Origin of the sequence: Microbacterium testaceum (genome assembly GCF_001476285.1) — a bacterium.
Taxonomy (GTDB): domain Bacteria; phylum Actinomycetota; class Actinomycetes; order Actinomycetales; family Microbacteriaceae; genus Microbacterium; species Microbacterium testaceum_B.
The window spans coordinates 1-26,124 of record NZ_LDRU01000105.1; the positions used below are offsets into that span (position 1 = coordinate 1).

A 26,124-nucleotide genomic window follows, 5' to 3' on the forward strand; every position below is an offset into this window, starting at 1 on the left:
GCCATGGCATCCGGCCCCTCTCGTGTGTCAGGCGATCGGCAGATACCTGCTCCACCAGTCGAGCACCGCGTCGAAGCGCTGGACGCGATGCTGGGGGCGACCGCCGCGCGTGAGCTCGTGATCCTCCCCGGGGAAGATGAGCATCTCGGCCTCGGTGCCCTGCCGCTTCAGCGCCGCGTAGTAGCGCGTCGCCTGCTCGAGCGGGCAGCGGAAGTCGAGCTCGGAGTGCAGCACGAGCGTGGGCGTCCGCACCTGATCGACGACGGCCATCGGACTCTGCGCCGCGATCCGGTCGGGGTCGGTCCCGACATACTCCTGGCCGAAGAACGAGCCGATGTCGCTCGAACCGGGGAAAGCGGTCGGGTCGAGGAAACCGCGCTCCACGATCGCCCCCGCGAAGCGGTGATCGTGCGCGATCACCCACGCGGTCATGTACCCGCCGTACGAGCCGCCCATCACGCCGACGCGGTCTCCGTCGAGGCGCGGGTCGGCCGACACGACACCGTCGAAGAAGTCCATGACGTCGAAGAAGTCGAGCGTGCCCATCCGCTGACGGATCGAGCGCCCGTGGGCGCGGCCGTAGCCGGCGCTGCCACGCGGGTTGCTGTAGACCACGGCGTAGCCCGCGTCGACGAGCACCTGGGTCTCGTCGAACACGTGCACGCCGTACGAGGCGTAGGGTCCACCGTGGATCTGCAGGATGACCGGGAAGGGCCCCTCCCCCTCGGGCGTGGCGACCCAACCGTGCACGGGGTAACCGTCGCGGCCGACGATCTCGTGCTCGACGGGCACGACGACCCCGCGCTCGCGCACGCCGGCACCGAAGTCCGTGAGAGCGCGCACCTCGCGCCCCTCGACCAGGATCACCTCTCCGAAGGACTCGGGTGAAGCGACGGATGCCACAACCCGCCCGTTCGCCACGGCGTGCCCGTTCACCTCGAGGTCTCCCCCGAGCACCTCGGTCACCTCTCCCCCGCGCGTGACGCGCAGCAGGCGCAGGCGGCCGCGCGTGCGGTCCTGGACGAGTGCGTCGTCGCCGTCGAACGAGATGTGGCTGCCACCCTCGCCGAGGTCGATCGTCTCGGCGTCCGTGAGGCACCGCGGGCCCTCGGCCTCGAGTGCGAACAGCGCAATCCCCGGGGCGACGAAGTCGAGCCCTTCCGGCCCCACGTCGTTCGCCAGCACGAAGACCGTGCCGTCGGGAGCGACGGCCACCTCGGCGATCGAGAGGTCGGCGTCACGGCCGAGCACCTCGCGCTCGCCGCTCCCGTCGACGGCGACGGCGACGACGCGGTCGCGGAGGTCGGGGCGATCGGCCTCGATGACGTCGGGCACGCTCAGGATCTCGGCGCCGTCGCGCGTCCACACGACCCCGTTCCAGCTCGTCTCCCCAGCCGTCAGGCGGGTGGGCTCCTCTGCGACGACCCGCTTCTCGGTCTCGTCGAGCGACGGAGCCGGTGCGTAGAACGGCTCCGCATCCGTCGCGGGGGCGTCCACGACGAAGAGGCGGTTGGGGCGATCGAGGTAGCCCAGCCCGTTCGCATGCCAACGGATGCCGGTGACCCGACGGGGCGGTTCGGCCGCGGCATCCCGACCCTTCACCGTGCCGTAACGGCCGGGCTCGGGAACGCGCGCCGAGAACGCGAGACGTGTGCCGTCGGGTGACCAGGCGAGATCGGTGACGCCGCCGGGCTGGTCGGTGACCTGCACGGGCTCGCCGCCGCCCGCGGCCACGGCGAAGATCTGGGCACGGCCCTGATCATCGGCGCGGAGGAACGCGATCGTGCCACCGTCGGGCGACACGCGCGGCGCGCGGTCGGCCACGCCCCGGGTCAGACGACGCGGCGGACCGGCGGGCAGGTCGATTCTCCAGAGCTGTCCGACGCCGCGGTCCGCGGCGAGGTCAGGACGGGAGGTGGCGAAGACGACGAACCCGCCGTCTGGGGAGAGGACCGGGCGTCCGACGGAGATGAGCGCCTCGATGTCGACCGGACGCACGCTCACTCGCCTCCGAACGAACCCGTGTCTCCGACGAGGCGCGTGTTGTCGGCGGGCACCGGGTCGACGGCCGCGCGAGCGACCTCGGCGGCGAACTCCGCGACGTTGTAGAGCTTGCCGGCGTCTTCGCGGCGGGCGGAGATGGCGCCCGGGTTCGCGCGCTCGAGCAGGGTCGCCGTGATCGTGCCCTCGATCATGTCGCCAGAGACCACGGTGAAGCCGATGCCGCGCTCCTCGAGAGCGGGGATCTTCTCGCGCAGGGCGTCCTCGCCGGCACGCTTCGATAGGGCGACCGGCTCGTACTCCGGCATGGTCGGCGTCGTGCGGATGAAGTGCGCCTGGTGGCTCGTGACGAAGACCACGCGGGCGTCGGCCTTCAGCAGCGGGAGGCCCGTCTCGAGCACGTTGATCTGTGCGTCGCGGTTCAGCACGAGGGCGTAGTCCTCGGCCATACCCGACTCCATGCCGCCCGAGGCGTTGAGCACGAGGATGTCGAGACCGCCGAAGGTGCGCTCGACCTCGTCGAACATCGCCTTCACCGATTCGGGATCGGTCAGGTCGGCACCCACGACGAGGGCCTCGACACCGAGCTCGCGCAGCTGCGTGGCGAGCTTCTCGGCACGGGGCGCCTTGTTGCGGAAGTTGATGACGACATTCGCACCGGCCTCGGCGAAGTAGCGCACGGTGTCGGCGCCGATGCCGCGCGACGAGCCGGTGACGAGGGCGGTCTTGCCGCTCAGGGAGCCGGACGGAAGGGTCTGGGACACGGATTCTCCTGACGATTCGTGATCGAGCCTCGCACCGGTGACGGCGCGGACGACCTTCCCACCCTACCGAGCCGCACCCGCTTCGCTCCGGGCTCGGACCGGGTTCATGGGCGTGTCCCACCCGCGTGCTACGTTGCCCGCGGAGGCCCCCGACATGATTCCTTCGAGCGCGCCGCGTCACCCCTACTTCGCCGCCGGTGACCCGCCGCGGGTGCTCGCGCACCGCGGCCTCGTCACGGCCGAAGCCGCATCGGCGGGGGTCGTCGACAACTCGTTCGCGGCGGTCGCCGAAGCTCATGCGGTCGGTCTCGCGTACGTCGAATCGGATTGCCATCTCACGGCCGACGGCGTCGTCGTCCTCTTCCACGACGACGACCTCGCCCGCGTCACGGGCGACCCCCGACGAATAGCAGAAGTCCGCCTGCACGAGCTCGAAGAGGTGATGTCGGACCACGGGGGGCTCATCACCCTCGAACAGGCCCTCGAGGCGTTCCCCGACACGCGATTCAATCTCGACGTCAAAGCCGAGGCGGCCGCCGACCCCGTGGGCCGGTTGGTCGCCGCCCAGGCGCACCGGGTCCTCCTGACGAGCTTCTCGGAGGAGCGGCGGCGGCGCGCCCTCGACGCGGCCATGACCGCGGGAGCGAGCGTGCGACCGGCGACCTCGCCCGGATCGGCGACCGTCGCGCGGCTCGTCGCCGCCGTCGCCACGGGCGTCGCGCCCGTCGCCCGACGCGCGCTGCGCGGCCTCGACGCCCTCCAGATCCCCGAGCGGCAGGGACCGGTGCGCGTGCTCACGCCGCGACTTCTCCGCATCGCGCACGCCGTCGGCGTCGAGGTGCACGTCTGGACCGTGAACGACCGCGACGACATGATGCGCCTGCTCGAGATGGGCGTCGACGGTCTGGTCACCGACCGCGGCGACGTCGCGCTCGAACTGGTGAACGGCCGCTGAACACCCGGGGTCCTGAGCATCGCCTGTGAGTTCTGCCAGCACGCGCTCATTTCGAATAAAGCGCACAGGTGCGGTCGTTATACATGGGGACCGACGAGAGGACCACACAATGGCAGATCGCAGTCTTCGAGGCATCCGACTCGGCGCACAGAGCCTTCAGAGCGAAGACGGGGTCGTTTTCCACGACCGCGCGCAGCACACCTACTCCTGCAGCACCTGCGGGCGTGACACCGTCCTGACCTTCGCGGCTGACGCCGAGGTTCCCCAGTCCTGGGAGTGCCGCACCTGTGGTGCAGAGGCACTCCTACGGATCGGTGAGGGCACCGCGACCGTCGACCACAGCGACGACAAGGCTCCGCGCACCCACTGGGACATGCTTCTGGAGCGCCGCACGATTCCCGAGCTAGAGGAGCTGCTCGAAGAGCGCCTCGCGTTCGTCCGCGCACGCCGCGGCGCCGGGGATCAGAAGATCAGCGCCTGACGCTGACCGAAGAGTTCAGACGCCGGCCCCCTAGGGGGTCGGCGTCTTCCTCTGTCTGCGCGAGCGCACCGCGACCGACAGCCCGGCGACGAGGAGCGCGACGAGCGAACCGGCGCCCAGCACGATCTTCACCGCCGGACCGATGACGACGGCCGGTGTCAGTCCGGTGCGCAGGGGAACGTCCGTGATCATGTGCCCGGCGACGTCGACTGGGAGTTCGGCGAGCGTCGCCCCGTCGGGAGCGATCACCTGACTCGTACCGACGGTCGAGATGTTCACCACCGAGCGACCCGTCTCGATCGCGCGCATCCGGGCGAAGGCGAGCTGCTGCAGGTTCTCGTCCGTGCCGCGGAAATCGGCGTTGTTCGTCTGGAACATGTAGACCTCGGCGCCGTCGTCGGCACCGTCCCACACGACGTCGTCGTAGATCACGTCGAAGCAGATCGCGAGCCCCACCCCGATGCCGTTCAGATCGAACAGCGGCCGCGCGGTGCCGGGCGTGTACTCGCGGCCGATGAGGCCGATGAGGTCGGGAGCGAACGGCTCCCAGAACGCCCGGTCCGGAACGTACTCGCCGAACGGCACCGGATGCCGCTTGTCGTACGTCTGCTCGGGCCCACCGTCGGCGGTCCACAACAGCGACGAGTTGAAGAGCTCGGGTCCCCGTTCGGTGACCGCCGACACGATCAACGGCGCGTCGACGCGGCGGGACAGCTCATCCAGCACCGCGGCGGTCTGCGACGAGGTCGTGGGGTCGGAGTCGACGCCACCCTCGGGCCACAGGAGCACGTCCATGTCCTGGCCGAAGAGCGGGGCGGATGCCGCGAGCTGGGCGTTCAAGACGGCGCCCCGCGCGCGCTGGTCGAAGTAGCCCGCGGGCCCGTTCCCCTGCACGGCGCCCACGCGCATCGAACCGGCATCCGTCGTGGGGAACTGGGGAAGCGCGACGAGGACGACGAGCAGCACGGCCGCCGGCACGGCGCGCCGCAGATCGCGGAAGCGCCCGGCCCGGACGAGTTCGATCACCATCGCGCACAGCATCACGACGAGGAAGGTCAGTCCCGACATCCCGACCCACGACGCGACCTCCGCGAACGGGCCGTTCACCTGGGACACACCGATTCGCCCCCACGGGAACCCGCCGTACGGCCACGACCCGACGATCTGCTCGCGGAGCGTCCAGAGGCCCGCGACGAGAGCGGGAAGCAGGACGAGTCGACCGACGAGGCCCGGCATCACCCGCGGAAGCCAGCGGTACGCGAGAGCGATAGGCACCGCGAACACCGCGGTCAGCAGGGCCTCGAGCGTCGAGAGCGCGATCCAGGGAATGGGACCGAGGTAGCGCGCGGTGAAGAGGAGGTTGACCGAGAAGAAGGTCGCCCCGAACAGGAGACCCACCAGCACCGCCGGCCAGAAGCGTCGCCCCGCGAGGGGGACGAGGGCCATCACCACGGCGGGGAAGGCCATCGGCCACCACGCGAGCGCGGGGTAGGCCGTGACGAGCAGGAGGCCCGCGGCCGCGGACAGGGGCGCAGCGATCGCCATCGGGAGGATCGGTCGCGGCGACTCGGCGAGGGGCACCCTCCCAGCCTAAATCGCCGGAATCGTCCCCGCGCTCAGGTGACGCTTCTGCCCGAGGCTCACGCCGAGGTGTAGGCGACGATCCCGCGGCGCACCGCGTCGAGCGCCGTCCGCGCGGTCCTGGCGAGCTTCGGCTCCGCGACGAGCGAGATCTGGTCGAGCAGGTCGATGGTCTGCTTGGCCCAGCGCACGAAGTCGCCGGCGGCCATGTCGGCGAGCGTCAGCACGCTGTCGAGCGGCAGTCCCTTCGCCCACGCGTGCATGGCGGGCGCCAAGCCCGAGGCGGGCGACTCCGACCCCGGGAGGCGGTGGTCGCGTTCGAGGTCATCCAGCTCTTGCCAGAGCGTCTGCGTGGCATCCAGGGCCCCGCGGAAGGCGCCCCGGGGCAGCCCCCGCTCGCCCGGTCCGGCTTCGTCGCGTCGCGGCTCGTAGACGAGGCAGCACGCGAGCGCCGCGAGCGAGGGGGCGTCGAGGTCGTCCCACAGGCGCTGGCGAAGGGATTCGGCGACGAGGAGGTCGCGCTCGCCGTAGATCCGTCGCATCGTGCGTCCCGCCGGGGTGAGGACGGTCGACCCGTCGTCGTCGGTGGACACGTACTCGAGCGTCGCCAGGACCTCGACGACCCGGTCGAACACCCGCGCGACCGTTCCCGTGCGTTGATCGATCTGCTGACGGGTCTTGTCGGTCGTCCGCTTGAGCTTCCAGTAGCGCTCGGCCCACCGCGCGTGCGACTCACGGTCGGGACACGAGTGGCACGGATGCCGCTGCATCCGGCGGCGGAGGGACTGGATCTGCTGCTGGCGCTCGTCGCGCAGACGACGGGGGGCCGTGGCATCCCGACGATTGATCTTCTCGAGATCGCTCAGTTCGCGGCGGATCGTGGAGTACTCGCGGAAGTCGCCGCGGTCGCACGTCATCGCGCTCTCGTAGCCGGCGAGCGATTCCTCCGCCTCTTTCACCTGCCGGGCGAGGCCGACGACCGAGCGGTCGGCCTGGAACTGGGCGAACGACGACTCGAGGATCTCTCGCGCGCGCGACTGCCCGAACTGATCGATGAGGTTGACCGCCATGTTGTACGTCGGCCGGAAGCTCGAGTTGAGCGGGTACGTGCGCCGCGAGGCGAGGGATGCCACGGACTGGGGATCCAGGCCCTCGGTCCACTGCACGACGGCGTGACCCTCGACGTCGATGCCGCGTCGCCCGGCCCGCCCGGTGAGCTGGGTGTACTCCCCCGACGTGATCGCGACCCGGGCCTCGCCGTTGAACTTCTCGAGCTTCTCGAGCACCACGGTTCGCGCGGGCATGTTGATGCCGAGAGCGAGGGTCTCGGTGGCGAAGACGACCTTGACGAGTTTGCGCCGGAAGAGCTCTTCGACGACCTCCTTGAACGCCGGCAGGAGCCCCGCGTGGTGCGAGGCGATGCCGCGCTCGAGGTTCTCCCGCCACTCCCAGAAGCGCAGGACCGCGAGGTCTTCATCCTTGAGGGTGAACGTGAGCTCGTCGACGATCTGCCGGATCTCGACGCGCTCCTCGGCGGAGGTGAGCCGGACGTTCGCGCGGCGAAGCTGCTGCACGGCGGCGTCGCAGCCCGCGCGGCTGAAGATGAAGAAGATCGCCGGGAGCAGATGGTTGCGCTGGAGGAGCTCGACGACCTCGGGTCGGTCGATGCGCTCGATGCGAGGCCCCTGCGACGCACGGACAGGTTTGTGCCCGCCGCGACGCTGGTGCGCGTGGCGCGGCCCACCCGCGTGACGCTGCGAGCGGTACTCCTGGGCGCGGCGGTTGTTCTCGTACCCTCCGGCGTTGCCGCCGCGGATGCGGAGGAGCTCTTGATTCACCTGAGCCGTGGCGACGCCCGCGCGATCGTCGAACAGGGGCAGCAGATCGCCGCGCACGAGCACGTGCTGCTCGAGCGGCACGGGCCGCGTCTCGGAGACGATGACCTCCGTGTCTCCGCGGACCGTGTCGAGCCAGTCGCCGAACTCCTCGGCGTTGGAGACCGTCGCCGACAGCGAGACGAGCTTCACCGACCGCGGGAGGTGGATGATCACCTCTTCCCAGACCGCGCCGCGGAAGCGGTCGGCGAGATAGTGCACCTCGTCCATGACCACGAATCGGAGGCCGCGCAGCGCCGGCGAGTCGGCGTAGAGCATGTTGCGGAGGACCTCGGTCGTCATCACGACGATGCGCGCCGAGGCGTTGATGTTCGTGTCGCCCGTGAGCAGTCCGACTTGGTCGTCGCCGTAGACCTCTTGGAGCTCGTGGAACTTCTGATTCGACAGGGCCTTGATCGGAGTCGTGTAGAAGGCCTTGTCACCGGGTTCGAGCATCGCGAGGTGGATCGCGAACTCCCCCACGATCGTCTTGCCGGCACCGGTGGGTGCCGCGACGAGAACGCTGCGCCCGTCCTCGAGGGCGTGGCATCCGGCGATCTGGAAATCGTCGAGCTCGAAACTCTGCACCTCGGCGAAGTCGGCGGTGTGAGGGTGCGCGGAGCGGGCCGAGGCCCGCGCGAAGCGATCAGCCGGGCTGAGTCCGCTCACGCGGTCGGTCCCAGCAGGCCCTCAGCGGCCATGCGGCGCGCCTTGCGGCGATCGAAGAGCATCGACACACCGGCCGCCGCGAAGAACAGCACGACCAGGATGCCGGCCAGCATGAGCATGCTGACGATGTCGGCGGCCGGGGTGGCCAGGGCGGCGAACAGCGTCGCGATGAGAACAGCGACGCGCCATCCCTTGAGGATCGCCCTGCCGCTCATGACGCCGGCGACGTTCAGGGCGACGAGGAAGACGGGCAGCACGAAAGCGACGCCGATGACCAGCATGAGCTTGAACACGAAGTCGTAGTAGTCGGCCGCGTTGTAAAGGTTGGCCGCGCCCGTCGGCGTGAAGCTCCACATCAGCTGGATCACGTGCGGGACGATCAGCACGCCGACGTAGCACCCGCCGAAGAACAGCGGCACGGCGGACGCGACGAAACCGATCGTGTAGCGGATCTCTTTGCGCGTGAGGCCGGGCATGATGAACGCCCAGATCTGCCACAGCCAGATCGGCGCCGACAGGAAGATGCCGATCGTGAAGGCGATCCGCATTCGCAGGTCGAACGCCGACGTGACCGCCGTGAAGTTGATGGCCGAGAGGTTGTCGCCGCGCTGAGCGGCGATCTCGCGGACCGGGACGGTGATCCACTCGATCACCGGCGAGGTGATCGCGAACGCGACGATCATCCCGACGATCAGCGCCGCAGCGGCGATCATCAGGCGCTTGCGCAACTCGATGAGATGGGCGCCGATCGACATGCGCTTGTCGCGCCGCGGTCCTTCCGGAACGTCGATCCGCGGGGGTCCTGCCGTGGTCACGCCTTAAACAGAGGTGTCGTTCGGCTTGCGCTGCTCGGGGGCCGCGGCCGTGGCCGTGCCGACCTCGGTGGCACGCGTGGCGTCGGTGTTGCCGGCGTCGACCTCGTCGTCGCGCTTCATCTCTTTCATCTCGTTCTTGAAGACACGAGCGGACTGCCCCACGCTCTTCGCCAGCGCCGGGAGCTTGGTCGCGCCGAACAGAAGGAGAATGACCGCGAGAACGATCAGCAGGTGTACTCCGGTGATTCCCTGGAACATGATGACTCCTCGTCAGTCTCGGGGGTGATCGTCAGTCTAACCCGCACAGGTGCACGAAAGCCCGGATCACGGGCAAGGTTCACCCCTTCGGTCAACTGGCGTACTGGGCGAGACCGGCTGCGGCCCAGGCGGCGGCTGCCCGCCGCGCCCCTTCCGGCTCGAGCAGTTCGACGTCGCCGCCCCGTCGCGCGGCAAGTCTCTTCAGGCTCTGCTCGTCGGCGAGGCGCAGCGACGCGATCGACGCGTCGCCGTCGTCGGCGATGTCGGCGCGTTCGAGGTAGTCCGCGAGCAGCGGAGCGACCTCCCGCGGGAAGCGGAATCGGGCGACGACGTCGTCGTCCGCGGGGGCGAACAGGTCGGGGACGGGGTCAGCGCCGTGCTCAGCGGGGATGTCGGTCAGCACGGGATCGCTCACCCGGTCGAGATGGAATGTCCGTACGGCCTGCCGCGTGTGGCACCAGCCCTGGAGGTACCACTGGTCGTTCGCGATGTGGACCTTGATCGGGTCGACCGTGCGCAGGGTCGGCCCCGCACCCGGCGCTCGATACGTGAAACTCACCGCGACCCGGGCGCGCAACGCGCGGTCGACGACGTCCCGCACCCCGTCGACGGGGCCGGATGCCACGATGACCGGTGGTGGGCTCGACGACGCGCCCCGCGAGAGCTTGGCCAGCAGACCGGTGACGAGTTCGTTGTCGGCGACGCCGGGAAGAGTGCGCGCAAGCTGCAGACCGGCCAGCAGCGCGGCGGCCTCACGGGCGGTCAGCCGCGGAGATCGCTCCAGCCCGACCGTGTTCGTCATGGCGATGATGTCCTCGCGTTCGAGGAGATCCCAATCGATGTCGAAAAGCTCGTTCGGCAGCTGCCAGTAGCCACGCTCCCCCGGCAGCCCGATCACGGTCAGCCGTTCGACCATGGCGCGCATCTGCGCGGGGGTCACGTCGAACTCCTGCGCCGCCTCGGCGACCGAGACCTCGCCCTTGCCGATGAGATACGGCACGAGCTGGAGGAGCAAAGCGGCGCGGTCCAGCGCCTGCAGGGGTCGCTCGGCGGTCATGCCGCACCCCCGTGCAGCGCCAGGGTGGCCTCGAGTCGGCGAATGACCTCGTCGCGCAGGCTCGCCGGCTCGACGACGCGGACCTCCGGCCCGTACGACGCGAGCTCGTCGGCGAACACGTGCAGGTCGACGAACGGGACGATGACGCCCTGCGGAGCCGGCAGCGCCCGACGGGCGAGCCGCAACGCCGCCTCGGTGCCGGGGTGCACTTCGAGGAGAGCACGCTGACGGCTCGCGACCTCGTGGAGACCGGCCAGAGCGCGTTCCCCCGCGCCCTGGCGCAGAGTCGGCGAGAACTTCTCGCGGGTCACGACCACCTCGCCCACGACCCGCGACAGCAGGAAGGTGCGATCGGCATCCATCGTCAGATCGAAACCGAACACGTGCCAGCGCGCCTCGTACTCGACCAGGGCGAGGGGGCGGATCCGCCGCTCGCGCGGACGGGGCTCACCCGGGCGGAGGTACGAGAACGCGACCACGCGGCACTCCTCGATCGCCCTCTGGAACACCGGGAAAGACGAATCACGGACTCTGATCCGCGGCGCGTAGCCGATGATCGGCTCGTCGACGGCGATGCCGAGCGCGCGGATCTTGCGCAGACCGCTTCGCGCGTCGGCCGAGAGCGACTCGCTGCCCCAGACGTCGCCGGCGATGTTGAGCAGAGCGATCTCGGCCGGGCTGAACGAGATGTCGTCGGGGAGGGCGTACTCCGCCGTCGGAACGCGGTACCGCGCTTCACGCAGGTCGTCGGGATCGGCTCGCTCGCCGATCGTCTCGATCGGGATGCCGAGACCGCGCAGGTTCTCCTTGTCGCGCTCGAACATCTTCTCGAGCGCATCTTTCGACGCTCCGGCTTCGAGCTGCTCGCGGTACCCGGCCACGGAGGAGAGGATCGTCTCTTTCGTCAGCCCCTGCTCGGTCGCCATGAGGGCGACGACGAGGTTGACCAGTCGCTCCTCGGGAGCGCTTCTGGAGCTGGTGGCGGGCACTCGCCCATCCTAGGCGCGGAGGGGACGACGGTCCCTCCCCGCAGCGCGATCGAGCGACGCGATGGCGCGACGGCGAACGGGGCCGCGCGGACGAACCGCCTCAGGCCGGGTCAGCCGACCGTGCCCAGGATGTCGACGACGTAGACGAGGGCCTTGTCGGCGGGCGCCCGCAGCGCCTGCTGGTCGGCCGAGGTCTGGTCGGCGGGAACGACGACGAGGACCTGCGATCCCACCGTCTGCCCCTCGAGCGCCGAGGCCAGGGAGGGCGGCAGCTGGGATGCGGTCGCCTGGCCGGGAGCACCGTTCTCCCAGGTCGAGAAGAAGGTGGTCTTGGCACCCCAGGCGACACCGAGGACGTGGATCATGACGTTCGAGTCCGCCGTCAGCACCTCGCCGTCGCCCTTCTTGAGCGTCTCGGTGCGCACGTCGGTCGGCGCATCGTTCTGCGGGAACGAGACGCCGGGCTGGCCGCTGGGGGCGCGCACGACCGAGGGCATGCCGGTTCCGGCGTTGAACTGCTCGACGCCGTCGGCGGCGGGCAGGAAGACCTTGCGCACATCGAAGACGAACACCGCCGGAGCGTCCGCCGTCAGGCCGAGACCCTGGGCCTGCTCGGCGGGGAGCGTGTCGCTCGGAAGCGCGACGGCCACCCGCGAACCCTCGGCCGCACAGTGCAGGAGTTCGCCCACGCCCGGAATGTTCTTCTCGAGCTCGAGCAGGGTGAGCGGCCGAGAGAAGTCAGCGGCGTAGGGAGTCGCGATCGCCGTCTCGCCCGTCGCGGCGTTGACCACGGTCACATCGAGGAAGGCCTGCTGGCCATCCTCGGTCAGCTTCTCACCGTCGCCCTGAACGAGCGTGTCGACCGCCGTCTGCGTGGGGAGGTAGGGGCTGCGCAGGTTCACCGTCGGCGCGGTGCCCACGTCACCCGTCGCCGAGATCGCCGCGGACAACGCGGGGTCGGCGGTCGGGGTCGGGCACGAGGCGCCGGCGGAGGCGGAGCATCCGACGAGACCGAATCCGGCGAGGGCGGTCACGGCGACGAAGGCGGGGAGTCTGCGCACCGGAACAGTTTAGGGCGTCGCGTCCGATGAATCCGCCGAGGGCGCTGGGAGGTCCTGACGCCGACGCACCCCGTCGGCCGCCTTCTGCGCCTCGCGCACGCGCTTGCGGAGGTTCTTGTCGGTGATCTCGCGATCGCCGACAGCCCCCGGCGTCCACAGCTCCACGTCTACGTCGCCGTAGCTCGACTTCGATGCGCGCCGTTTGACCTCGGGCGGCACGGCGCCCGGCGCGAGCCGACGCGCGGTGAGGAGGAAGCCCGTGTGCGCGATCATCCGGTGGTCGGGGCGGACGGCGAGACCCTCGACGTGCCACCCGCGGACCATGGTCTCGGAAGCATCCGGATCGGTGAACAGACCCGTCGCGCGGATGTACTCGGCGACGCGGCTGAGCTGCGTGGCGGTCGCGACGTAGCAGAGCACCACTCCGCCGGGCGTGAGGGCGTCGGCGGCGACGTCGATGCACTCCCACGGCGCGAGCATGTCGAGCACGACCCGGTCGACCGACCCCGGTTCGACGGCGGCGGGAAGGCTCTCGACGAGGTCGCCCACGACGACATCCCAGGTCGAGGGAGCGCCACCGAGGAAGGTCTCGACGTTCGCACGGGCGACGTCGGCGAACTCCGCACGCCGCTCGAACGACACGAGGCGTCCCGCGGGACCGATCGCGCGGAGCAGCCAGAGCGACAGCGCACCGGAGCCGACACCGGCCTCGACGACGGTCGCGCCGGGGAAGATGTCGGCCGCCGAGAGGATCTGCGCCGCGTCCTTCGGGTACACGATCGCCGCCCCGCGGGGCATCGACATGACGAAGTCACGCAGGAGCGGACGCAACGCGAGGTATTCGTGCCCCGCGCTGTTCGTGACGACGCTTCCGTCGGGCTCGCCGACGAGCAGCGAGTGCTTCAGCACGCCATTGTGCGTGTGCAGCTCACCGCCCTCGCGCAGGGTGATCGTGTGCAGGCGCCCCTTGGGGCCGGTCAGCTGCACGCGATCGCCGACCCGGAACGGGCCGCTCAGGTGCGGGGTCTCACTCATCGGGTCTCCTGCGGGGTGGTGGTCGAAGCAGTGGGGAAGGCGGGCGTCTCGCGCCGCGAGGCGTGGAGCGCGCGGAGGTCGGCGGTGGTGCGGCCCTCGAGGGTCGGCCAGAGCGCGTCGGCGCCGAGACCGTCGAGCGGAACCATGAGGGGCACGCCGAGCGAGACGGCGCCGCTGGCGAGGGCCGAGCGCAGCCCGTTGGGCGAGTCCTCGATCGCCACGGCGTCGGCGACGTCGACGCCGAGCGCTGCGCACGCCTGGAGGTAGGGGTCGGGATAGGGCTTCGGGCGCTCGACGTCGTCACCGGCGACGACGACGTCGAAGGCCGGGAAGTCGATCAGTTCGGTCACCGACAGGGCCATCCGCCGCATCGACATGGTCACGAGCGCTGTCTTCACCCCGTTCGCCCGGAGGTCGGCGAGAAGTTCCCGCGCCCCCGGACGGAACGGCACGCCGACCACGGAGAGCTGACGCAGCACCTCGTCCGTGAGGTACGCGATGATCTCGTCGACACCCCAGGGCACGCCCGCGTTCTGCAGCAGGCGGGCCGAATCCTCGAGGGCCAGGCCGACCATGCCGAGCGCCTGCTCGTGCGACCACGTTCCCCCGAAGCGCTCGACCAGGGGCGTTTCGGCGGCCATCCAGAACGGTTCCGTGTCGACAAGAGTGCCGTCCATGTCCCAGAGGACGGCGGCGGGCGCGGAAGAGGTCATCGTTCCATCGTATCGAGCGCGCCCCGCCGGACCGCTCCCCCGCGAGCGCATGCGCCTATCCTGGAACCCAGCCCTTCCCGGGGCAGAGGAGGTCGCGTGGACGCACTGGGTCGCCGGATCATCGTCGCCGCTTTCGACGGATGGAACGACGCGGGAGAGGCGGCGTCCGCCGCCGCGAGTCTTCTGCGCGCCGACACCGAGTACGAAGTGGTGCACACGGTCGACCCCGAGCTCTACTTCGATTATCAGTACACGCGTCCGCAGATCGGACTGGATGCCGAGGGCCACCGCACGCTCACGTGGCCCGAGGCTCGGCTGCTGCGCCCGGCGCATCGATCGGACGACGCGGAGATCTGGCTGCTCGTCGGGGTCGAACCCGCGCGCGCGTGGCAGGCTTTCGCCGCCGAGTTCATCGACGTCGCCCTCCGCGAGGACGTGACGGGGTTCGTCGCGCTCGGCTCGATGATGTCGGACGTGCCGCACACGCGCCCGATCTCGGTCTTCGCGGGAAGCGACAACGAGGGCGTCCGACAGGCACTCGACCTCGAACGGAGCCTGTACGAGGGTCCGGTGGGCATTCTCAGCGCGATCGGTCACGCGGCCGAGGGGGTCGGCATCCCGACCGCCAGCCTGTGGGCGAGCGTGCCGCACTACGTCGCGGGTCACACCCCGTCGCCGAAGGCGACCCTGGCGCTTCTCGACCGCCTGCAGTCGATCACCGGCATCGAGGTCCCGCGCGGTGATCTCGCCGCCGAGGCCGTCGCGTGGGAGGCGTCGATCGACGCGGCCGCGGCGGACGACGAAGAGATGAGCGAGTACATCCGCCAGCTCGAGCAGACCCGCGACACGTGGGACTCCCCCGAGGCTTCCGGCGACGCGATCGCCCAGGAGTTCGAGCGCTACCTGCGCCGCGGAGGCGACGGGCCGAGCAAGCCCGGTCGCGACGACCCGCCGCGCCGCTGAGCTCCGCCGCACGGGGCCGGGTCCCTTCTGCGGGCTCGAGACCTCGGACGCCGAGGGGGCTCCCCCGGACGTGACGACGGCGCCGCCCGAGGGGACGGCGCCGTCGTGGCATCCGGGATCAGCTGGTGATGACCGTCGACACCGCGGGGATGACGCCGGTCAGCAGCAGGATGATGATCAGGATGCCGAGCGCCACGCGGTAGATCACGAACGGCAGGAAGCTGCCGCGCTTGAGGTACTGCATGAGGAACGCGATGACCAGGTAGCCGACCACGAACGCGATCACGGTCGCGATGGCGGTCTCGCCGAGGTTGTAGGGACCGGTGCCCTCGTCGAAGCTCTTGTAGAGCTCGTACAGTCCGCTCGCGAACACCGCCGGCACGGCGAGCAGGAACGAGTACTCGGCGGCAGCCGTGCGCTTGTAGCCGAGTGCACGGCCGAGCGTCGTGGTCGCGCCCGAGCGCGAAACGCCCGGAACCAGGGCCAGAGCCTGCGCGAAACCGAAGGCGAAGCCGTGACCGACCGTGAGGTCGTCGAGGTCGCGACGACGCTTGCCGTAGTGATCGGCGAGGCCCAGCAGGATGCCGAAGACGATCAGGACGATCGCGGTGATCCAGAGGCTGCGGAAGTTGTCGCGAATGAGGCTCTGCAGGAGGAAGCCGAGCACACCGATCGGGACGGTGCCGATGATGATGTACCAGCCCATGCGCGCGTCGGGGTCGTTGCGCGGGACACGGCCCGTGAGAGACAGGAACCAGCGCGAGAGCACGCGGGCGATCTTCTTGCGGAAGTACAGGAGCACCGCGAGCTCGGTGCCGATCTGGGTGATGGCGGTGAACGTCGCGCCGGGGTCGGTCTGCGACGGGAGGAACTCGCCCACGATGCGCAGGTGGGCGCTGGAGGAGATGGGGAGGAACTCGGTGAGGCCCTGAACGAGCCCCAGGATGATGACCTCGAGAATATGCATGCGGTCCTTCAGTACGTTCGGATGAGGTCGGCGAGGACTCGTCGACCGAACTCGAGCGCGTCGACGGGGACACGCTCATCGACACCGTGGAACATCCCGGTGAAGTCGAGATCGGCGGGGAGTCGCAACGGCGCGAACCCGTAACCGGAGATTCCGAGGCCGGCGAGGGCCTTGTTGTCGGTGCCGCCACCCATGAGGTACGGCACGACCGGCACGCCGGGGTCATGACGGCCGAGCTGCGCGACCATCGCGTCGACGAGGTCACCCGAGAACGGCACCTCGAGACCGATGTCGGTGTGCACGACCTCGATCTCGATGTCGGGTCCGACGATCCGACGGATGTCGGCGAGGGCCGCCTCCTCGGTGCCGGGGAGGACGCGCACATCGATGAGGGCCTCGGCCCGGTCGGGGATCACGTTGTGCTTGTAGCCCGCGGTCAGACCCGTGGGGTTGGTCGTGGTCCGAAGCGTCGAACGGATGAAGCTGGATGCCGCGCCGGTGCGCAGTGCGAGCGCGTCGGGGTCGCCCGCGTCGTCGCCCGTGATGTCGGCGAGGCCGTTCAGCAGCGCCGCCGTGGTGTCGGTGAGCCGGACGGGCCACTCGGTGCGACCCAGGGCCGCCACCGCCTCCGCCAGCCGGGTGACGGCGTTGTCGGGATGCAGGCCACTGCCGTGCCCCGCGCGGCCACGGGCGATGAGCTTGATCCAGATGAGGGCCTTCTCCCCCACCTGCAGGAGGTACGCGCGACGGTCGCCGACCGCGATCGAGTAACCGCCGACCTCGCTGATCGCCTCGGTGGCACCCCGGAACCAGTGCGCCCGATCCTTCACGACCAGGGCGGAGCCCTCGACGCCGCCGTTCTCCTCGTCGGCGAAGAAGGTCACGATGATGTCGCGCTCAGGCTGCTCCCCCGCGCGCAGCACATCGGCGACGGCGGTGAGGATCATGGCATCCATGTCCTTCATGTCGACCGCTCCGCGGCCCCACAGGATGCCGTCGCGGATCTCTCCCGCGAACGGATCGACGCTCCAGTCCTCGGCGACGGCGGGCACCACGTCGAGGTGTCCGTGCAGGATCAGCGCCGGCTTGTCGGGGTTGCGACCGGGCACGCGCGCGCAGACGTTCGTGCGGCGGGCGATCGGCTCGTAGTACTCGGTCGCTAGGCCGAGGCCCTCGAGGTATGCGCCGACGTATTCGGCCGCCTCGCGTTCGCCGTTCGAGCGTCCACCCCCGTAGTTCGAGGTGTCGAACCGGATGAGGTCGGACGCCACACGGGCGACCTCGGGCACGTCGTTCTCGAGCTCGGGCATGCGCACTACGGTACCCGGGCGCGGACCTGCGAACCGTCCTGTGTCGTGTACGGCAGGCCCTCGCAGGCCTCGCGGCCGCCGAGCCGCGCCCGGGGTGCACGCTCGGTTCGAGACGGGGCTCCGGTCGTGGTAATGTCGTTCCTCGTTGCGCAAGCAACACACACCCAGATGCGCGGGTGGCGGAATAGGTAGACGCGCTAGCTTGAGGTGCTAGTGCCCGTATTAGGGCGTGGGGGTTCAAGTCCCCCCTCGCGCACAAAACGAAGAAGGCCCCGGATTCGTCCGGGGCCTTCTTCGTTTCGCCGGGGAGCGGACCGGGCCCACGGTGCCGGGGTTCTGCGGGGTGCTCCTGCACGCGAGCCCCGCCCAACCGTGACACCTCAGTAACACCCGCGTGACACACCCGCCCTAGCGTCGGAGCATGCCTCCATTCGCGGTTCCCCTCATCGACATCTCCGCCTGGGTCGGCGACGGGTCGGACGACGCCCGAGCCGCCGTGGTGGCGGCGATGGACCATGCGGCACGCACCGTGGGCTTCATGCAGGTGGTGGGTCACGGCATCCCGGACTCCGTCGTCTCGGGCCTGACGGGAGCGCTCGACGAGTTCTTCGCGCTGCCGTTGGATGCCAAGAAGGCCTACGTGCGACCGGCGGCCGAGAACCGCGGCTACAGCCCGCCCAAGAGCGAGTCGTTGAGCTACAGCCTCGGCGTCGACCCGGTGACGCGGATGAACGACTTCTTCGAGGCGTTCAACGTGGGAGCCTCGTGGCGCGACTACCCCGGCACGAGCACCACGGTCGAGGACTACGCCGAGAACACGTGGCCGGATGCCGTGCCGTCCTTCCACGGCGCGGTCGAGACGTACTTCGACGAGGCGCGCAGAGTCGCCCACACCCTCACGCGGATCCTCGCCGCGGCACTCCGGGTGCGCGAGGACTTCTTCGACACGCTCACCGACCACTCGATCGACGTGCTGCGGATGAACAACTACGCCCTCCCGCCCGGTTCGATCGAGCTGGGTGCGGAGCTGACGGGCATGGGCGAACACACCGACTTCGGCCTCGTGACGGTGCTCTGGGCCGACCAGGTCGCCGGGCTCCAGGTGCTCGGGCAGGACGGATCGTGGAACGACGTATCGCCGGCCGACGGTGCCCTGCTGGTCAATCTCGGCGACGTCGCGGCTCGGCTGACGAACGACAAGTGGATGTCGACGCTGCACCGGGTGAAGCCCCCGGTGATCGACGGCACGATCGAGCGCCGACGCTCGGCGGCGTTCTTCCACGACGGCAACGCCGACGCGGTCATCGCTCCGCTCCCGCACTTCGTGACGCGCGAGGCACCGGCGCTGTACGAGCCGGTGACGGTCCGCGAACACATCGCGGCGAAGCTCGCGGGCTCGCGGGCCGGGCGGAAGAACGTCACCGCGGTGCGCGAAGCCGCGCGCGTCGCCGCCAGCCGCGGATAGCCCGCCGCCGACGCGATGGCGCACGAACGGCGGACACCGCCAGCGCGCTCAGGGAGAGCCGCGGGCCGCGCCACAGCCCGGGCGCGCCGCGGCCTCAGGCCGCCGACACCCCGAACAGCAGACCGAGAACGTACGTCACCGCGGCGGCGCCGAAGCCGATCGCGAGCTGACGCAGGCCGCGCTTGAGAGGCGACGCACCCGAGAGCAGGCCGACCATCGCACCGGTGCCCATCAAGGCCACGCCGACGAGGGCGAGCGCGACGACGACCGCGACGAGGCCGGACAGGCCGAAGATCCACGGCAGCACCGGGATGATGGCGCCGGAGGCGAAGAACAGGAAGCTCGAGAGCGCCGCCCCCCACGCGCTGCCGACGACCTCGTGCGACGACTCCCCCGGAGCGGCCGCGGCGGGGGCCGTTCCAGCCTGAGCGGCCGTGACGACCTCGCGCGCCTTCGCGAGGGCGTCGTCGGGTTCCATGCCGCGGGTGCGGTACACGAGCGCGAGCTCGTTGGCATCCAGATCCAGGTGGGGCAGAGCCGAGTCGGCGAAGTCGCTCTCCTCGGTCGCTTCGAGCAGCTCGCGCTGCGAGCGCACCGACACGAACTCGCCGGCGCCCATCGAGAGGGCCCCCGCGAGGAGCCCGGCGACGCCGCTGAACAGCACGAAGCTCGGCGCGACGCCGGTTGCACCCACGCCCATCACCAGGGCGAGGTTCGAGACGAGCCCGTCGTTCGCACCGAAGACGGCGGCGCGGAAGGTCCCCGACAGACGCCGACGACCCCGCGCGGCGAGACCGCGGACCACCTCGTGGTGCACGCGCTCGTCGGCGGCCATCGCCGCGGTCGCGTACGGCTCGTCGGCGTAGGGCGAGCGGGCCTCGGCGTTCTGCGCCAGGGCGAGGACGAAGATCGAACCGAAGCGGCGGGCCATCCAGGCGAGCAGGCGGGTTCCGAGGCCGGGCTGCGGCAGACGCTGCGGCTTCTCGCCGAGCAGGTCGATCCAGTGCTGCTCGTGGCGTCCTTCGGCTTCCGCGAGGGCGAGCAGGATGTCGCGTTCCTCGCCGGTGCGACGGGACGCGAGTTCGCGATAGACGCGCGCCTCGGCACGTTCGTCGACGAGGTAACGCGCCCAGCGGCGGCGGTCGCGGGCGGTGGGTGTGGCGGCGGTCGTCACGGGGCTCCTTCGGGTCGTCCCCACCGTAGTGAGGCGAACTCGCACGCTCGGGCGCGTCGCCCAGACTGACAGCATTTCGGGCTTCCGAAGGCCGGGATGACGCGGGTGCCGGGGCGTCGGTACCAGCATTTCGGGCGCGCGAAGTCACGGCGCTGCACACCTGCATGACCGATCGACTCGTGCAGGGTCCCCGAGCGCACACGAGTGCACTTCCGCCCCGCCGGTCATGTAGATGAACCACGCACCGGCGCGCCACCCCACCGTCAGCCGGCGCCCTGGGGGACGACGCAGCAGCTCGTCGAGTCGAGAGTCAGGAGTGCACGCGCTTGCGCAGCAGGTCGATGCGCGCCTGCAGCTGCGCGACGGTCGCGTGCGATACGGCGGGCCCCCCGCAGAGGCGCCGGAGCTCGGCGTGGACGAGGCCGTGCGGCTCCCCGCTCTGCCGTGCGTAGAGACCGACCATCGTGTTGAGCAGCTGGCGCTGCTCTTTGAGCGTGCGGTGCAGCGGCGCGGGAAGCCCGCCTTCGTCGACGGAGGGCGGTTCGACGCCGTTCTCCTTCTCGTTCGCCTCGCGCGTGGAGCGGTGCCGCGACTGCCGCGTGGCGCGCGACATGAGCACCTCGTGCACCTGCTCGGGCTCGAGAAGGCCCGGGATGCCGAGGAACTCCTCCTCCTCGATGGTTCCGGGAACCGCGAGCTGGCCGAACTCCTGCCCGTCGAACATCACGCGGTCGAAGTGCGCGAGCGAACCCAGCGCCTGGTACTCGAACTCCTGCTCGAGCGCGTCGGAGGCTTTGTCCTCGCGCTCGGCGGCATCCATCATGTCTTCTTCGGCGTTCCACTGGTCGTCCGCGTCGCTGTCGCGGTCGAGGGCGTGCTCGCGCTGGGCCTCCATCTCGCCGGCGAGGGCGAGCAGCTGGGGCACGTTCGGCAGGAACACGCTCGCGGTCTCACCGCGACGCCGCGCGCGGACGAAACGGCCGATGGCCTGCGCGAAGAACAGCGGCGTCGAGGCACTCGTGGCGTAGACGCCGACGGCGAGACGCGGGACGTCGACGCCCTCCGACACCATGCGGACGGCGACCATCCAGCGGCTCGTGCCCTTGGAGAACTCCTCGATGCGACTCGAGGCCTCGGCCTCGTCGGAGAGGACGACGGTGACCTTCTCTCCCCCGATGTCTTCGAGGATGGCGGCATAGGCGCGCGCGGCGGTCTGGTCGGTCGCGATGACCAGGCCACCGGCATCCGGAACCGTCTCGCGCACCTCGGTGAGGCGCCGATCGGCGGAGCGGAGAACCGCGGGGATCCAGTCGCCGTTCGGGTCGAGCGCCGTGCGCCAGGCCTGAGACGTGATGTCTTTGGTGTTGTCCTGGCCGAGCTGGGCCTCCATCTCTTCCCCGGCCTTGGTGCGCCAGCGCATCTGCCCCGCGTAGACGAGGAAGAAGACCGGCCGGACGACGCCGTCCTCGAGGGCACGTTTGTAGCCGTAGGCGTAGTCGGTGCGGGAAAGGCGGATCCCCTTGGAGTTGGGGTGGTATTCGACGAACGGGATGGGCGCGGTGTCGCTGCGGAACGGCGTTCCCGACAGCAGCAGCCGGCGGGTCGCTCGACTGTAGGCCTCGCGCAGAGCGTCGCCCCAGCTGAGGGCGTCGCCGCCGTGGTGCACCTCGTCGAGGATGACGAGGGTTCTGGCATCCATCGTCAGACGCTGGTGCACCTCGGCCTTGACCGCGACCTGGGCGTAGGTGACCGCGACGCCGTGGTACTGCCGCGAGGGCGTGGCGTGGCGGTTCGAGAAGAACGGATCGAGACGGATGCCGACCCGCGCGGCCGCCTCGGCCCACTGAGACTTGAGGTGCTCGGTGGGGGCGACCACGACGATTCGGTCGACGACGCGCCGACGCATGAGCTCGGACGCGAGGCGCAGGGCGAACGTGGTCTTACCGGCGCCCGGGGTGGCCGCGGCGAGGAAGTCGCGGGGGCCCTTGCCCACACCGTCGGGTCCGTCGGAGCCGAAGTACTGATCCAGTGCCTCGGCCTGCCACGCGCGCAGACGCTGCGCGGTTCCCCAGGGCGCACGCTGCGGGAACGAGGGCGAGAGGTGCTCGGCCGCGAACGACCCGAAGTGCGGCTCGGTGCCGTCGAGCGGAGCCGGGGCGTCGCCCGGCATCGGGTGGTCGGCAACGGGCGCGGTGGCGTGCGCGGGATCGACGGGAGCGGATGCCGCGGGCTCGGTGCCCGCGGCAGCGGGAGACACGGGAGCGGGGCCCGGGCTCGCCGAGGGGCCAGGGCTTGCGACCGGGCCGGGACTCGCGACCGGGCCCGGACTCGCCACCAGGCCTGGGCTCGCGACCGGGCCGGGGCTGGCCACCGGGCCTGGGCTCGCAACCGGGCCAGGACTCGCGATGGGCCCGGGGCTCGCGATCTTCAGGGGCGCGCCGCCGTCGGCGGGCGTCGGAGGGTGTTCCAGGTTCTGGGTGCGGGCTTCGTCTTCCAGCATCGAACCTCCATCCCTCGCGAGCGCGAACATCAACGATAGGTCACCGCCGACCGGGCGTGCGCCGGGGTGTAGACGGATCGGCCCGCGCACCGGCCATAAACGCGATTCGCTCACATAAACGCGGGGAGAGCGTGTTTCTGTGCGTGGATCGCGTTTATGGGTGGGCAGCCGCGCGTACCCGCCGCGCCGCGCCCGCCGACCGCGCCCCTTGCCGTGTCGGAGGCCGGGGTTAGCCTGGGGGTCGGAGGTTTCGATGACACTCGATCCGCACTCGCCCCGCACCTCGCCCTCGCCCGACAACGCCGGTCCACACCCGTGGCGCCGCTACGTGGCGCTGGGCGACTCGTTCACCGAGGGCATCGGCGATCCCCTTCCCGACGGCGGACACCGCGGGTGGGCCGACCGCGTCGCCGAGGTCTTGGCGGCCCAGGTCGACGACTTCGCGTACGCCAACCTCGCCGTCCGCGGCAAGCTCATCGGGCAGATCGTCGCCGACCAGATCGAGCCGGCCCTGGCACTCAAGCCCGACCTCGTCACCTTCTCGGCGGGCGGAAACGACGTCATCCGCCCCGGAACCGATCCGGATGCCGTGGCCCAGCAGTTCGAGGACGCCGTCATCCGCCTGCGCCGCGACAACGCCACGGTCGTCGTGTTCACGGGCATCGACACGGAGTTCACGCCCGTGTTCCGCGGCATCCGGGGCAAGGTCGCGATATACAACGAGAACATCCGCGCGATCGCCGATGCGCACGATTGCGTCGTCGCCGACCAGTGGGGGCTGAAAGAGGTGCAGGACATGCGCTTCTTCGACGACGATCGCCTGCACTACAACCCCCTCGGCCACCACGAGGTCGCGCGCATGGTGCTGCGGGCGCTGAACGTCCCCAACGACCTCCAGCCGATGCAGCCCGAAGCGCTCGCGGCGACGACCTGGAGGGCCGCCCGCGAGAAGGATCTCGTGTGGGCACGGTCGTACCTCGTGCCGTGGGTTCTGCGCCGGCTCCGCCATCAGTCGTCGGGTGATCACGTGCTCGCGAAGCGCCCCGAGCCGCTCCCCGTGGTGACCCTCGCCCCGGGTCCGGATGCCGCGGCCTCACGCGGAACGCAGGTCTGACAGCCGTGGCGACGAAGGGCTTCCGCGGGCTCTTCCGCGGTGCGCGGTCCGAGAGCCAGCCCCCGCCGCCGGTCTCCCCGTCCGTCGCATCCTCCGTCCCACCGACGGCACAGACCGAGGGGCCGATCTCGGTTCCCCTGTCGGCCGACCTCGCCGCCGAGATGGACGCGCGCCGAGAGTGGGTGTGGACGTCGGTGAGCGCCGACGCCCCGCTGGACCGGAGTGACAACCGCACCGCGCTCTCGGTGATCGCAGCTCTCGTCGCCGAGGTCCGTCCCGATGAGACGTGGAAGCTGCAGTCGCTGGGGATCGTCTTCGGCGACGTCCTCGCCCGCGTGACCGGCGCCGAGTGGGTGCAGGTCGACGACGAGCTGGGGAGCGATCCTGCGCTTCGGTTCGGCGGACCAGACGACCTCGCCTTCCCGATGACCATGATCTCCAAGCGGATGGAGGCGGGCGAAGATGTCGACGTCCTCGAGCTGTTCCGCGACGTGGCGACCGCGCTCGGCGAGGCGCAAGCGCAGGCGCAGGCGCAATGAGTGACGCCGAGGGACGCCCCACCGTCGAGCTACCCGAAGCCGTTCTCGCCCTGCTCGCCGCCGCCGACGCCGACACCCTCCTGCGCGATGCCGAGTCGCTCGCGACGGGGCTGGCTGACGCGGGGTGGACGCCCGACGTGGAGAGCGGTCGCTTCGCTGCTGGCGACTGGGACCTCCTGTCGTCCGCTTGGGCGCCGAATCTCTCGGTGTTCTTCGAGGGCGGGGAGGACGAGGTGCGCGTACGGGCGCAGGCCGTGGCATCCTTCCTCACCTCCCGAACGGACCGGTGGGCGTTTCACACCGAAGGCGACGACTGGTCGCGGTGGCCGCTGGACGACGTGCGGTGGACCGAGGGTGACTGGATGGCCGCCCATCCCCTGGAATGGCGCGGCGGTGGCGTCGTCATCAGTCTGTATCTTCAGCCCGACTATCGACCGGGCAAGATTCTGGCCCCCGCGAATCTGCACGTAGGGGTCGACCGCGCCGACACCCCGCCCGAGGGACTTCCCCGCGACGACGAGCGGGCTCGTCGCGTGGTGCGCGACGGGTCGGTCGTCGACCGGTGGTTCCTGGCCGGGGAGCACGATCTGCCCGACGACGTGATCACCGCACTGGAGAACGACCCCGATTCGCGCGTGCGCGTCGCCGCGGAGTCGGAACGCTGGTACCGCGAACGCACGATCATCGGCCCGCCCCCGACGGTCGACGAAGACGGACCAGGCCACGGCCACGAGCAGCCTCCCGCTCGTTTCGCTCCGCGATAGCACGACGTCGCGCGGCGACGGACTTCCGTGCCTCGAACGTGGGACGCCTCGCGGAGAGCACGGATGCCGCTGCGAACCTTCGCCTCCGCCAGAGCGAGAGCCTCGCCCGCGCCCACCCGCTGGCGCCACGGGAGCGCGCGTCGAAGAATGAAGTCAGCGCCGCCCGCGCCCCAGCTCCCACAGTGCGACGGCGCTCGCCGCGGCGACATTGAGAGAGTCCACTCCCCCGGCCATCGGGATCGTCACGACCGTGTCGGCGGCGGCGAGCGCACCGCGGCTCAGCCCGTCGCCCTCGGCGCCCATCAGCAGGGCGACGCGCTCGTGGCCCGCGGCGGAGAAGTCGTCGAGCGTGACGGCGTCGTCCGAGAGGGCGAGGGCGGCGAGGTGCAAACCTGCCGCATGCAGCAGCGGTTTGGCCTCCGACCACTCGGGGAGCCGCGTCCACGGCACCTGGAACACCGTGCCCATGCTCACGCGCACGCTCCGCCGGTAGAGCGGGTCCGCACACCGCGGCGTGACGAGCACGGCGTCCGCCCCGAGGGCCGCCGCGGAACGGAACGCCGCACCGATGTTGGTGTGATCGACGATGTCTTCGAGCACCACGACCAGCCGCGCGTCTTTCACAACTTCTTCGACGGATGCCAACGGCGGGCGATGCATGGATGCCAGCAGCCCGCGGTGCACGGTGTATCCCGTGACCTGCTCGGCGACCTCGGCCGGGACGACGTAGATCTCGGCATCCTCCCCCGCGAGAGCGAGGGCATCGGCGAGGAACTTCTCCTGCACGAGGACCGACCGCGGACGGTGCCCGGCACGGAGCGCGCGGTCGAGGACTTTCGACGACTCCGCGATGTACAGCCCGCCCGCGGGCTCGGTCACCCGCCGGAGCGACACGTCCGTGAGATCGCGGTAGTCGGCGAGGCGCGGGTCGTCGGCGCGCGCTCCCTCGACGAGGTCGTGCTGGTCACGACCGACGGCCCAGGCGCCGGCGGTCGTCGCGAGCCGCACGACGCGGAGCAGATCCCCGTCGCGGACGAGTCCCGCGGCCCGCGCGTACTGCCACGCGATGCCGAGC

Annotated in this window: 23 protein-coding genes and 1 tRNA gene; 8 read left to right on the forward strand and 16 right to left on the reverse strand. The window is 70.5% G+C overall.

Annotated elements, in window-relative coordinates; all coding sequences use genetic code 11:
* Positions 1-27: 27 nt before the first annotated feature.
* Together NS283_RS16280 and NS283_RS16285 are read right to left on the reverse strand one after the other, a co-directional pair.
* Complete coding sequence (locus NS283_RS16280; RefSeq protein WP_058597905.1) at positions 28-1,998, reverse strand: S9 family peptidase; 1,971 nt, start codon at positions 1,996-1,998, stop codon at positions 28-30.
* Positions 1,999-2,000: 2 nt separating this feature from the next.
* A complete protein-coding gene (locus tag NS283_RS16285) occupies positions 2,001-2,765 on the reverse strand; it encodes an SDR family oxidoreductase (protein WP_058597906.1) in 765 nt (254 codons plus the stop codon).
* A 154-nt stretch (positions 2,766-2,919) separates the two neighbouring features.
* Between NS283_RS16285 and NS283_RS16290 the strand changes: the two genes are divergently transcribed.
* Both NS283_RS16290 and NS283_RS16295 read left to right on the forward strand, forming a co-directional pair.
* Complete coding sequence (locus NS283_RS16290) at positions 2,920-3,720, forward strand: glycerophosphodiester phosphodiesterase family protein (protein ID WP_058597907.1); 801 nt, start codon at positions 2,920-2,922, stop codon at positions 3,718-3,720.
* A 109-nt stretch (positions 3,721-3,829) separates the two neighbouring features.
* Positions 3,830-4,201, forward strand: a complete 372-nt coding sequence (locus NS283_RS16295) for an RNA polymerase-binding protein RbpA (protein ID WP_058597908.1) — start codon at positions 3,830-3,832, stop codon at positions 4,199-4,201.
* A 30-nt stretch (positions 4,202-4,231) separates the two neighbouring features.
* Here the strand turns inward: NS283_RS16295 and lnt are convergent, their stop codons facing one another.
* From lnt to NS283_RS16340, 9 genes are all read right to left on the reverse strand, one after another.
* Positions 4,232-5,746, reverse strand: a complete 1,515-nt coding sequence (gene lnt / locus NS283_RS16300) for an apolipoprotein N-acyltransferase (RefSeq protein ID WP_058597925.1) — start codon at positions 5,744-5,746, stop codon at positions 4,232-4,234.
* Positions 5,747-5,841: 95 nt separating this feature from the next.
* Positions 5,842-8,325 carry a DEAD/DEAH box helicase gene (locus tag NS283_RS16305; RefSeq protein ID WP_058597909.1) on the reverse strand — a complete coding sequence of 828 codons (2,484 nt, stop codon included), beginning with the start codon at positions 8,323-8,325 and terminating at the stop codon, positions 5,842-5,844.
* Positions 8,322-9,080 carry a twin-arginine translocase subunit TatC gene (gene tatC / locus NS283_RS16310; protein ID WP_058597910.1) on the reverse strand — a complete coding sequence of 253 codons (759 nt, stop codon included), beginning with the start codon at positions 9,078-9,080 and terminating at the stop codon, positions 8,322-8,324. The genes NS283_RS16305 and tatC overlap by 4 nt, the downstream gene beginning before the upstream one ends.
* A gap of 63 nt (positions 9,081-9,143) precedes the next feature.
* Positions 9,144-9,398: a twin-arginine translocase TatA/TatE family subunit gene (gene tatA, locus NS283_RS16315; protein WP_058597911.1), complete on the reverse strand. Its 255-nt coding sequence runs from the start codon at positions 9,396-9,398 to the stop codon at positions 9,144-9,146.
* Between the two features lie 91 nt (positions 9,399-9,489).
* Positions 9,490-10,455, reverse strand: a complete 966-nt coding sequence (locus NS283_RS16320; RefSeq protein WP_058597912.1) for a helix-turn-helix transcriptional regulator — start codon at positions 10,453-10,455, stop codon at positions 9,490-9,492.
* The gene (locus NS283_RS16325; protein ID WP_058597913.1) at positions 10,452-11,444 is read right to left on the reverse strand and encodes a helix-turn-helix transcriptional regulator; all 993 of its coding nucleotides are present in this window, start codon (positions 11,442-11,444) and stop codon (positions 10,452-10,454) included. The genes NS283_RS16320 and NS283_RS16325 overlap by 4 nt, the downstream gene beginning before the upstream one ends.
* Positions 11,445-11,554: 110 nt before the next feature.
* Positions 11,555-12,505, reverse strand: a complete 951-nt coding sequence (locus NS283_RS16330; protein WP_058597914.1) for an FKBP-type peptidyl-prolyl cis-trans isomerase — start codon at positions 12,503-12,505, stop codon at positions 11,555-11,557.
* Positions 12,506-12,514: 9 nt separating this feature from the next.
* Entirely contained in the window at positions 12,515-13,540 is a 1,026-nt protein-coding gene (locus NS283_RS16335) for a tRNA (adenine-N1)-methyltransferase (RefSeq protein ID WP_058597915.1), read from the reverse strand.
* A complete protein-coding gene (locus tag NS283_RS16340; RefSeq protein WP_058597916.1) occupies positions 13,537-14,253 on the reverse strand; it encodes an HAD family hydrolase in 717 nt (238 codons plus the stop codon). Before NS283_RS16340 ends, NS283_RS16335 begins: the two co-directional genes overlap by 4 nt.
* A gap of 96 nt (positions 14,254-14,349) precedes the next feature.
* On the opposite strand from NS283_RS16340, the gene NS283_RS16345 reads away from it, so the two are divergent.
* Positions 14,350-15,216 (forward strand): PAC2 family protein, encoded by an 867-nt coding sequence (locus tag NS283_RS16345; protein WP_058597917.1) that lies wholly within the window; start codon positions 14,350-14,352, stop codon positions 15,214-15,216.
* A gap of 118 nt (positions 15,217-15,334) precedes the next feature.
* Here the strand turns inward: NS283_RS16345 and NS283_RS16350 are convergent, their stop codons facing one another.
* A complete protein-coding gene (locus NS283_RS16350) occupies positions 15,335-16,183 on the reverse strand; it encodes an undecaprenyl-diphosphate phosphatase (RefSeq protein WP_058597918.1) in 849 nt (282 codons plus the stop codon).
* 8 nt (positions 16,184-16,191) lie between these two features.
* The gene (locus NS283_RS16355) at positions 16,192-17,493 is read right to left on the reverse strand and encodes a M20/M25/M40 family metallo-hydrolase (protein ID WP_058597919.1); all 1,302 of its coding nucleotides are present in this window, start codon (positions 17,491-17,493) and stop codon (positions 16,192-16,194) included.
* Between the two features lie 170 nt (positions 17,494-17,663).
* Between NS283_RS16355 and NS283_RS16360 the strand changes: the two genes are divergently transcribed.
* Positions 17,664-17,749 (forward strand) — tRNA-Leu (locus NS283_RS16360).
* Positions 17,750-17,914: 165 nt separating this feature from the next.
* Positions 17,915-18,958 carry an isopenicillin N synthase family dioxygenase gene (locus tag NS283_RS16365; RefSeq protein ID WP_058597920.1) on the forward strand — a complete coding sequence of 348 codons (1,044 nt, stop codon included), beginning with the start codon at positions 17,915-17,917 and terminating at the stop codon, positions 18,956-18,958.
* A gap of 94 nt (positions 18,959-19,052) precedes the next feature.
* Here NS283_RS16365 and NS283_RS16370 read toward each other — a convergent pair whose 3' ends face one another.
* A complete protein-coding gene (locus NS283_RS16370) occupies positions 19,053-20,132 on the reverse strand; it encodes a VIT1/CCC1 transporter family protein (protein WP_153001271.1) in 1,080 nt (359 codons plus the stop codon).
* Positions 20,133-20,442: 310 nt separating this feature from the next.
* Complete coding sequence (locus NS283_RS16375) at positions 20,443-22,302, reverse strand: DEAD/DEAH box helicase (RefSeq protein ID WP_058597926.1); 1,860 nt, start codon at positions 22,300-22,302, stop codon at positions 20,443-20,445.
* A gap of 583 nt (positions 22,303-22,885) precedes the next feature.
* On the opposite strand from NS283_RS16375, the gene NS283_RS16380 reads away from it, so the two are divergent.
* From NS283_RS16380 to NS283_RS16390, 3 genes are read left to right on the forward strand one after another with little or no spacing between them, the layout of a single operon-like run.
* Positions 22,886-23,746 (forward strand): SGNH/GDSL hydrolase family protein, encoded by an 861-nt coding sequence (locus tag NS283_RS16380; RefSeq protein ID WP_058597922.1) that lies wholly within the window; start codon positions 22,886-22,888, stop codon positions 23,744-23,746.
* Between the two features lie 5 nt (positions 23,747-23,751).
* On the forward strand, positions 23,752-24,285 hold the full coding sequence (locus tag NS283_RS16385) for a DUF3806 domain-containing protein (protein ID WP_058597923.1): 534 nt from the start codon (positions 23,752-23,754) through the stop codon (positions 24,283-24,285).
* On the forward strand, positions 24,282-25,049 hold the full coding sequence (locus tag NS283_RS16390; protein ID WP_058597924.1) for a hypothetical protein: 768 nt from the start codon (positions 24,282-24,284) through the stop codon (positions 25,047-25,049). The genes NS283_RS16385 and NS283_RS16390 overlap by 4 nt, the downstream gene beginning before the upstream one ends.
* Positions 25,050-25,202: 153 nt before the next feature.
* On the opposite strand, the gene NS283_RS16395 is transcribed toward NS283_RS16390, so the two are convergent.
* Complete coding sequence (locus NS283_RS16395) at positions 25,203-25,943, reverse strand: TrmH family RNA methyltransferase (RefSeq protein ID WP_058597927.1); 741 nt, start codon at positions 25,941-25,943, stop codon at positions 25,203-25,205.
* Positions 25,944-26,124: the final 181 nt, after the last annotated feature.